This window comes from Mesorhizobium sp. M1A.F.Ca.ET.072.01.1.1, from assembly GCF_004023325.1.
Taxonomy (GTDB): domain Bacteria; phylum Pseudomonadota; class Alphaproteobacteria; order Rhizobiales; family Rhizobiaceae; genus Mesorhizobium.
Genome location: NZ_RZSF01000654.1, coordinates 1 through 1,238, shown reverse-complemented (window position 1 = coordinate 1,238; position 1,238 = coordinate 1). Strand labels below are relative to the sequence as shown.

Here is a 1,238-nt window from a genome sequence, read left to right as displayed (position 1 = left end):
TGCCCGAATGGAACAATCAAGGCCGGGGCTCGGCGCCTGTCGATCCCGCGGATGCCCAAGACCCGAACGTCTGGGCGATCTCCTGCTTTTTCATTCGCGCCAAGGCGCGGGGCAGGGGCATCACTCATCGCCTTGTCGACGGCGGCATCGCCTTTGCCCGCGAAAATGGCGCCAGGCTGCTGGAAGCCTGCCCGATCGATCTGTCGCGCGATTCGCGTTCGATCGGGCTGTTCGTCGGCTCGTCGCGCGTGTTCGAGAAGGCCGGGTTCGAGAGGCTTCTGGAGCGCAAGCCCGGTAGGCCGCTGATGCGGCTGGTGCTTTAGCCGCTTGAGGATTTGGCTTACAGTCATCGTCTTGCGGCTGTAATGCTTCTTTTCTACCAGAAGACGAAACGATTTGCCTTCCGAGACCGACGGAGACTGACGTGAAGCGTGTTTTGCCACTTGTTTTCATTCTTGCTTTCAGCGCGCCGGCCGTTGCACAGACCGTCGACAGCCAGGGCGCCAAACAGCTTTCGGACAATCTGGCGCGCTATTTCGGCAAGCAGGCGTTCGAGAAGGGCGTGCTCAAGGTCTCGGTCGAAGGCGACGCCTACAAGATCGCAGTGGACGTCAAGGCCCTGGTCAGCGCCCTGCCGGAGCAGAAGCCGTTCAAGATCGACCTCGCGCCCTATGCCTTGTTGGTGAAGCCGCGCAGCGATGGATCCTGGGAGGTCACCTCGGATTTTTCCCAAACCATGTCCTTCGAATTCAACGGACCCGAAGGCCCGCAAAGCATGCAAGTTTCGGTCAAGGACGGCAAGGGCTCCGCCGTCTACGATCCGAACCTGGCGGCGTTCACCAGCGGCACCAGCTCGATGGCCGGCATGACGATGACGTCTCGGGAAGCCAAGCAGCAGGCGGACGTCACCGCCGGTGCCGGCACCGCGACGATTGCCGCCACCAAGTCGGCCAATGGCGGCGTCGACTTCAAGGCAACGCAAAAGGTCTCGAGCTTCGTCGAGACGATCAAGATCGACGATCCCAACAGCGGAATGAATTTTCCGGTCACCCTGAAAACGCCCGAAGTTTCCGTTGATGCGAATGGCAAGGGCGTACGGACGAAGCCGTTGCTCGACCTTCTTGCCTTTGCCGTCGCCAACGAGGACGAAGCCAAGCTCAAGGCTAACCAGGCGGAGCTCAAATCGCTCCTGTTGGCCGCGCTGCCCGTCTGGGAAAGGATCGACGGCAACTACAGCT

The 1,238-nt window shown here is 60.9% G+C and carries 1 protein-coding gene and 1 pseudogene; both read left to right on the top strand.

Annotation, left to right across the window (positions count from 1 at the left end):
- The coding region (locus tag EOA32_RS37325; protein WP_145971521.1) for a GNAT family N-acetyltransferase at positions 1-323 on the top strand (323 nt) is incomplete at its 5' end.
- 101 nt (positions 324-424) lie between these two features.
- Positions 425-1,238 (top strand): annotated as a pseudogene (locus tag EOA32_RS37320) (hypothetical protein); the annotation flags it as partial.